The organism is Pseudomonas sp. FW305-70 (assembly GCF_058783925.1).
This window is the reverse complement of sequence record NZ_JBYSYZ010000003.1, coordinates 168,620-175,338: the sequence shown is the minus strand read 5'-3', so window position 1 is coordinate 175,338 and position 6,719 is coordinate 168,620. Positions and strand designations below refer to the sequence as shown.

The 6,719-nt window shown below is 61.2% G+C and carries 7 protein-coding genes; 2 read left to right on the top strand and 5 right to left on the bottom strand.

The features are described 5' to 3' along the window. The first annotated feature begins 107 nt into the window (after nucleotides 1-107). A complete protein-coding gene (locus AC3WN7_RS03725) occupies nucleotides 108-1,355 on the top strand; it encodes a TIGR03862 family flavoprotein (protein WP_178082407.1) in 1,248 nt (415 codons plus the stop codon). Between the two features lie 106 nt (nucleotides 1,356-1,461). On the opposite strand, the gene rhlE1 is transcribed toward AC3WN7_RS03725, so the two are convergent. Both rhlE1 and yedA read right to left on the bottom strand, forming a co-directional pair. Continuing rightward, nucleotides 1,462-2,802: an RNA helicase RhlE1 gene (rhlE1, locus tag AC3WN7_RS03720; RefSeq protein WP_015096940.1), complete on the bottom strand. Its 1,341-nt coding sequence runs from the start codon at nucleotides 2,800-2,802 to the stop codon at nucleotides 1,462-1,464. 78 nt (nucleotides 2,803-2,880) lie between these two features. Next, nucleotides 2,881-3,813: a drug/metabolite exporter YedA gene (gene yedA / locus AC3WN7_RS03715; protein WP_095965694.1), complete on the bottom strand. Its 933-nt coding sequence runs from the start codon at nucleotides 3,811-3,813 to the stop codon at nucleotides 2,881-2,883. A gap of 165 nt (nucleotides 3,814-3,978) precedes the next feature. Between yedA and AC3WN7_RS03710 the strand changes: the two genes are divergently transcribed. Next, nucleotides 3,979-4,434: an Lrp/AsnC family transcriptional regulator gene (locus tag AC3WN7_RS03710; protein ID WP_007994028.1), complete on the top strand. Its 456-nt coding sequence runs from the start codon at nucleotides 3,979-3,981 to the stop codon at nucleotides 4,432-4,434. 120 nt (nucleotides 4,435-4,554) lie between these two features. On the opposite strand, the gene AC3WN7_RS03705 is transcribed toward AC3WN7_RS03710, so the two are convergent. The 3 genes from AC3WN7_RS03705 to AC3WN7_RS03695 all read right to left on the bottom strand — a co-directional run bounded on the left by AC3WN7_RS03705 (nucleotide 4,555) and on the right by AC3WN7_RS03695 (nucleotide 6,562). Continuing rightward, a complete protein-coding gene (locus AC3WN7_RS03705; protein WP_007975805.1) occupies nucleotides 4,555-5,160 on the bottom strand; it encodes a 3'-5' exonuclease in 606 nt (201 codons plus the stop codon). 22 nt (nucleotides 5,161-5,182) lie between these two features. Continuing rightward, entirely contained in the window at nucleotides 5,183-5,662 is a 480-nt protein-coding gene (locus AC3WN7_RS03700) for an NYN domain-containing protein (protein ID WP_007975807.1), read from the bottom strand. Between the two features lie 123 nt (nucleotides 5,663-5,785). Then, nucleotides 5,786-6,562 (bottom strand): DUF2076 domain-containing protein, encoded by a 777-nt coding sequence (locus tag AC3WN7_RS03695; RefSeq protein WP_102673645.1) that lies wholly within the window; start codon nucleotides 6,560-6,562, stop codon nucleotides 5,786-5,788. Nucleotides 6,563-6,719: the final 157 nt, after the last annotated feature.

Genomic DNA, 6,719 nt, shown 5'->3' with positions numbered 1-6,719 from the left:
CTCAACGCCTATGTATCTGACACTCCGCTTTCGCGAGCAAGCCCGCTCCCACAGGGATCCGGGCTGCTAGAATGCGCGGCTTATCCAGCCAGGCCGCAGCTCTCATCATGAACCAGCCCTCAACCGCCTCCCCTTCCCGCGTCGCCATCATCGGCGGCGGTCCTGCCGGTTTGATGGCAGCTGAAGTGCTGAGCCAGGCCGGGATCAAGGTCGACCTGTACGACGGCATGCCTTCGGTGGGACGAAAATTCCTCCTGGCCGGCGTCGGCGGCATGAACATCACTCACTCCGAAGCCTACCCGGCATTTCTCTCGCGCTACGCCGAACGCGCCCCGCAAATAGCCCCTCTGCTGCGCGGCTTCGGCGCCGAAGCGCTGTGCCAGTGGATTCACGAGCTGGGCATCGAGACCTTCGTCGGCAGTTCCGGCCGGGTATTCCCCACCGACATGAAAGCCGCACCGCTGCTGCGCGCCTGGCTCAAACGCCTGCGCGACAGCGGTGTAGTTATCCACACCCGCCATCGCTGGCTCGGCTGGAACGAACATGGCGGTTTGCGAATCGACAGCCCGGAAGGCGAAAAAACCGTGCAAGCCGATGCCACCCTGCTCGCCCTCGGTGGCGGCAGTTGGTCACGCCTGGGTTCGGACGGCGCCTGGATGCTGGCACTGGAGCAGCACGGCGTAGGACTGGCGCCCTTGCAACCGAGCAATTGCGGCTTTGAGGTGCAGGCCTGGAGTGAATTGATAGTCAGTAAATTCGCCGGCGCGCCGCTGAAAAACATCGCCATCGGCCTGAACGACGACATCCCCCGGCTCGGCGAATGCGTGATGACCGCCACCGGGATCGAGGGCAGTTTGATCTACGCCCTGTCGGCACCGATCCGCGACGCGATCAACCAGCACGGTACGGCGACGATTCATCTGGACCTGTTGCCGGGCCGGCCTGTGGATAAAGTGTTGGCGGCGTTGAGCAAACCACGAGGTTCACGCTCGATGGCCAAGCATCTGCACAGTCAGTTGGGCATCGATGGGGTAAAAGCGGCACTTTTGCGTGAACTGACCAGCGCCGAGTGCTTTGCCGATATGGCCTTGCTGGCCAAAGCGATCAAGGCATTGCCACTGACACTGGTGAAAACCCGTCCGCTGGACGAGGCGATCAGCAGCGCGGGCGGTGTGTTGTTCGAGGCGATGGATGAGCGCTTGATGCTCAAGCAAATGCCTGGCGTGTTTTGCGCCGGGGAAATGTTGGACTGGGAAGCGCCGACGGGCGGTTATCTGCTGACCGCGTGTTTTGCCAGTGGGCGAGCGGCGGGGTTGGGGATGGTGGAGTGGCTCAGGAGCAGCGGCAAGTTGTAAGCTGCAAGCTGCAAGCTGCAAGCTGCAAGCTGCAAGCTGCAAGCTGCAAGCTGCAAGCTAACGGCTCTGACTTGCCGCTTGTAGCTTACCGCTTGCAGCTGTTTCTTTAAGGCTTACGCTTACGCGGCCCGGTATTGAACACCGGCACCTTGCGCACTGGCTTGATCGAAGGCTCCGCCGGCGCAACCTCTCCGCTGTCCACCCACTTGCCAAGATTGCGTTTGCCACCGCCACCACCGGAAGCCTTGGGCTTCTTCGGTTTTTTCGGCTTCTTGACGACCTGACCGCTGGCATCGGTGTCAGGTACGCGGTGCTCCGGCTCGAAGTCGGGCTCGTTCTGCCGCTTCAAGGTCTGGCGGGTCAGCATCTCGATGGCTGACAGCAGATTCACTTCATCGGCGCACACCAGGGAAATCGCCTCGCCGGTCGAGCCCGCGCGACCGGTACGACCGATGCGGTGGATGTAATCCTCGGCGACGATCGGCAAGTCGAAGTTGACCACCAGCGGCAGGTCTTCGATGTCCAGACCACGGGCGGCCACGTCGGTGGCGACCAGGATCTGCACTTCACTCGCCTTGAAACGATCGAGCGCGCGCTGGCGGGTCGCCTGGGGCTTGTCGCCGTGGATGCCGTCGGCGTTGATGCCCAGCCCCTGAAGTTTTTCCACCAGCGCGTCCACACCATTGCGGGTCTTGGCGAACACCAGTACCTGCTTCCACTTGCCCTTGCGCATCAGGTGCACGAACAGTTCCGGCTTGCGCTTCTTGTCCACCGTCACGATCCATTGCTTGACCGTATTGGCCGCCACGTTGCGCGGGCTGACTTCGATGCTCAGCGGGTCGTTGAGCATCTGCCCGGCCAGCAGGCGGATGTCATCGGAGAAGGTCGCGGAGAACAGCAGCGTCTGACGCTTCTTCGGCAGCGCGCGGTAAATGTTCGCCAACTCCTCGGAAAAGCCCAGGTCGAGCATGCGGTCGGCTTCGTCCAGCACCAGGGTTTGCAGCTGGTTGAACTTCAGCGCGTTCTGGCGGAACAGGTCGAGCAAGCGCCCCGGGGTCGCCACCAATAGGTCGACACCGCTGCGCAGCTTCATCATTTGCGGGTTGATGCTGACGCCGCCGTACACCGCGTAAGTACGCAGCGGCAGGTTTTCGGCGTACTGGCGCACGGCTTCGTGAACCTGCTCGGCCAGCTCGCGGGTCGGTACCAGGATCAACGCGCGGACCGAGTTGGCGGTGACTTTCGGCCCTTCCATGGCCAGCAGTTGCAACAGCGGCAGGGCGAATCCGGCGGTCTTGCCGGTGCCGGTCTGGGCGGCGGCCATCAGGTCGCGACCGGCCAGCACCGCCGGAATGGCTTGCGCCTGAACCGGCGTCGGAGTCTGGTAGCCGAGCGTCTCAAGGGAGCGCAGCAAGGGTTCGATCAGGCCAAGGGTGGCGAAAGTCATGGGAGTACCGTAGGAAAATTCAGCGCGGGTTGTTCAAAACAAGTGTGCAAAACAAGATGCAATGCCGCGCAGTTTACCCTAATTCACTCGGGATTCTGTCGGTACTGCCGACGTCACCACCGGCCGCTCTGGCGCGCGACGCCACTGCGGCAAGCCAATCAAGACCACCGCGCTGATGATCACAGCCATCGCCAGTGCTTCTTCGATGCCGATGGTCTCGCCGACAAACACGATCCCCAGCAACACCGCCACCGCAGGATTGACGTAGGCATAACTGGTAGCCGCCGCCGGGCGCACGTGTTTCAACAGGTACATGTAGGCGTTGAAGGCGATGATCGAGCCGAACACGGTCAAGTATGCCAGGGCTGCCCAGCCTTCGACGGGCGGGACCTTTTCCAGGTGTTCACCGCTGACCGCGCTGGCGATCAGCAGCACTACACCACCTACCAGCATTTCCACGGCACTGGCCATTGCCCCTTGTGGCAATGGCAAGTGTTTGCTCCATACCGAGCCGAACGCCCAGGTCGCCGCTGCAAAGACCAGCAACGCCGCACCCAATGGGCTCGATTGCAGGTTGGAACCCAGGTTGAGCATGGCAATGCCGATCAGCCCGAGCACAATCCCGGCCCATTCGAGACGGGTATTACGTGCGCCCCAGAAATATCCGCACAGCAAGGTAAACAGCGGCACCGTCGCCACCGCCAATGCGGCGACGCCAGAAGCCACCCCGGTGTGCTCGGCGACACTGACTGCGCCATTGCCACAGGCGAGCAGCAACACGCCAATGACCCCGGCGGCTTTCCACTGTGTCCAGGTCGGTGCCGGCGCCCCGCGCCAGCGCAGGAAGGCGTACATCAAGGTCCCGGCAATGACGAAGCGGATGCCGGCGAGCAGCAGCGGTGGCCAATATTCCACACCGATACGGATCACCAGGTAAGTCGAGCCCCAAATCACGTACAAGGCGAAAAAGGCAGCGATCAAAGGTAAGGGAAAGCGACGAAGGCCGGACATGGGGGGCAGCTCACAGGCAAGGACAAGTGAACGGCTATTCTAGAAAGGCTGACGACGGAAAATAAGTTACAAAACCTGTTTAAAGCGCCAGTACACTTTTCAAAACACGGAGTTCAGCGCTATAAACCATGTTTTCGAAAGTCGACCACTTTCAGGAGTCGCCCCATGGACAAATACGACCGCATGCTGCTTAGCGCCCTGCTGGAAAACGGTCGCGCGTCCTACGCGGACCTGGCGCGCAAGGTCAATCTGTCGGCCCCCGCCGTGGCCGAGCGCGTGGCCAAGCTCGAAGCCAGTGGCGTAATCACCGGCTATCAGGCAAAGGTCGACATGGCCAAGCTGGGCCTGCCGATCCAGTGCGTGATCGAACTGCGCCTGAACCAGCACGGCAACCAGAAGGCCTACGACGACCTGATCAAAATCCCGCAATTGACCGAATGCCATCGGGTGACCGGCGATCCGTGCGTGATCATGCAAGCCGCGGTGGGCTCGATGCCGGAGCTGGAAGAACTGATCAACCGGATCGCCACGTTCGGGTTCAGCAAGACGTCGATCGTGTTGTCCAGTGCGATAGAGAAGCGAGTGCCGTTGGGGCATATCGAAGGGAATGGCAAGCTTTGATCGAACGCGGAACCTGTAGGAGCGAGCCTGCTCGCGATGGTCGCCAACGATAACGCGGGAAACCTGACACCCCGTCGCGAGCAGGCTCGCTCCTACAGGGGAATTGTGGTGAGTTCGGGATCAGCGATAGCGCTTGAGATGTTCACCCACCTTCGCCGCCGGCACCTTCTGCAACTTGCACAGCAAGTCATGGGACAGCTCGCGCAGGCCATGCTTCTGGAGCAATTCTTCCTCCAGGTGCGCCGTCAGGTTGGCCGCCATCTCGGCATCGGCCATGGCCCGGTGGGCCTTGCCGGTGTGGGGCAGATTGGCAAAGGTGGTGAGGGTGCCGAGTTTGTGGTTCGGCGCGGCGGGCATCAGGCGGCGGGCCAACAGCAGCGAGCAGGCAAAGTTCTGCAAGCGGGTGCGCTTGATTCGCCCCAGTTCGAAGTCCCAGAACTTCTGGTCGAACGCGGCGTTGTGCGCGAGCAAGGGTGTGGTGCCGACGAACTCATTCACTTCGTTCATCACCTGCTCCGCCGACGGCGCGGTGCGCAGCATGGCGTTGCTGATGCCAGTGAGCTGCTCGATGAAAGCCGGGACGCGCACGCCGGCATTCATCAGGCTTTGGTAACGCTCGACGATGCGCCCCTGTTCAAGGATCACCACGGCAATTTCCGTGGCCCGGCAGCTGCTGCTCGGGGAGATCCCGGTGGTTTCAAAGTCGATGACTGCGATGCGTTCCAAACCTGGTTCAACTCCGTAAAAATCAATTCTTGAGCAGCAACGCGCCTTCGATCGGCACGTAGCGGCTGGCGGCGCGGATCAGCGAGTTGGCCGTCAGCCCCGGCACGCCGTAGGCCACGGCTTGCACGCCATGCTTGCTGATGATGCGTTCGAGCAGCATGTCGAAATCGCCATCGCCAGAGGCCAGGACAATTTCATCGACATGATCGGCGGCATCCATGATGTCGAGCGTGATGCCCACGTCCCAGTCACCCTTGGCCGAACCATCGCTGCGCTGGATGAACGGCTTGAGTTTCACGGTGAAACCGAGGTTACGCAGGATCTGCTGGAACTGCTGCTGTTTGCTGTCGCCACGGTCGATGGCGTAGGCATAGGCTTCGACGATCTCGCCCTGCTGGCTGATGTCAGCCCACAGCGCGGCATAGTTGAAGTGGCAACCATAAGCCTGACGCACGGTGTAGTAGAGGTTCTGGACATCGGCGAACACTGCGATTTTTTTCACCGGCTTTCCTCAAGGCTGAATCAGGCACCAGGCCCGAAAGGTCGCCCAGTATGCCAGCCCAGAGGATGGTTCCGCGAATAATCGGCTATGTGGCGAGGGAGCAAGCTCCCTCGCTACTGGGTGTCAGACGAAGGAATCGTCGTCGCCGCCAAAGATCGAGTCATCGCTGTAGTCAGCGTCGCTGAAGCCGCCCTGATCGTTACTGTAGGAGTCGTTACCGGCCATGCGCTGGTCATCGCCCCAGCCATTGGTGCCCTGGTCGTCGACCTGGGCCGGCTCTTCCTTGATGACTTCGACGACTTCCGGTTGCTGATTGTGATGGAACAGGCTGCTAATGCCTTGTGCCAGCATCACGCCACCCGCCACGCCAGCGGCGGTTTTCAGCGCACCACCGAGGAAACTGCTGCCGGCCGCTGCCGGTGCTTGCTGCTGCGGGGCATAGCCCTGTTGTGGAAAGTTCTGTTGCGGGGCACCGAAGTTCTGCTGTGGCGCTTGCGAACCGAACGACGAGCGTCCTGGTTCACGCCAGCCACCGCTCGATGGCGCCGAGCTCTGGGTCGGTGCCGGTTGTGGATCACGGGAAGCGCCGCCAAAGATACTCGACAAAAAGCCACCGCTGCTCGACGCTGGAGCCGGGGTCGCCTGGGCCTTGGCCTGTTGCAGTTCGGCCTGCAATTGCTGGACTTGCCGGGTCAGTTGCTGGTTCTGCTCATCGAGGCTCTTGATTGCTGCCTCTTGCACCAGAATCGCCTGGGTCATGAAATATCCTGCCGCAGGCTGGCGCGTCAGGTGTTCCTTGATCCGCGCCTCGGCCTGAGCGTCGCGCGGGGCTGAGTCCGTTTCGGCCTGCTGCAGCCGGGAAAACAGTCCATCGATCAGGGTTTGTTCTTCGCTGTTCATGGCGACCTCGTAGATTGCCGGGAAAATCGTTGCCTTTATCCAATGAGGATAAGGTGCCCGACCTTAATGGAGGCTGAAACAAACTGTTTCAATGACCTTTACTGAACGTTTACGTTTGCGTCTCCCGGCACTTGATCGGTTAAAGTGGACCACTGCT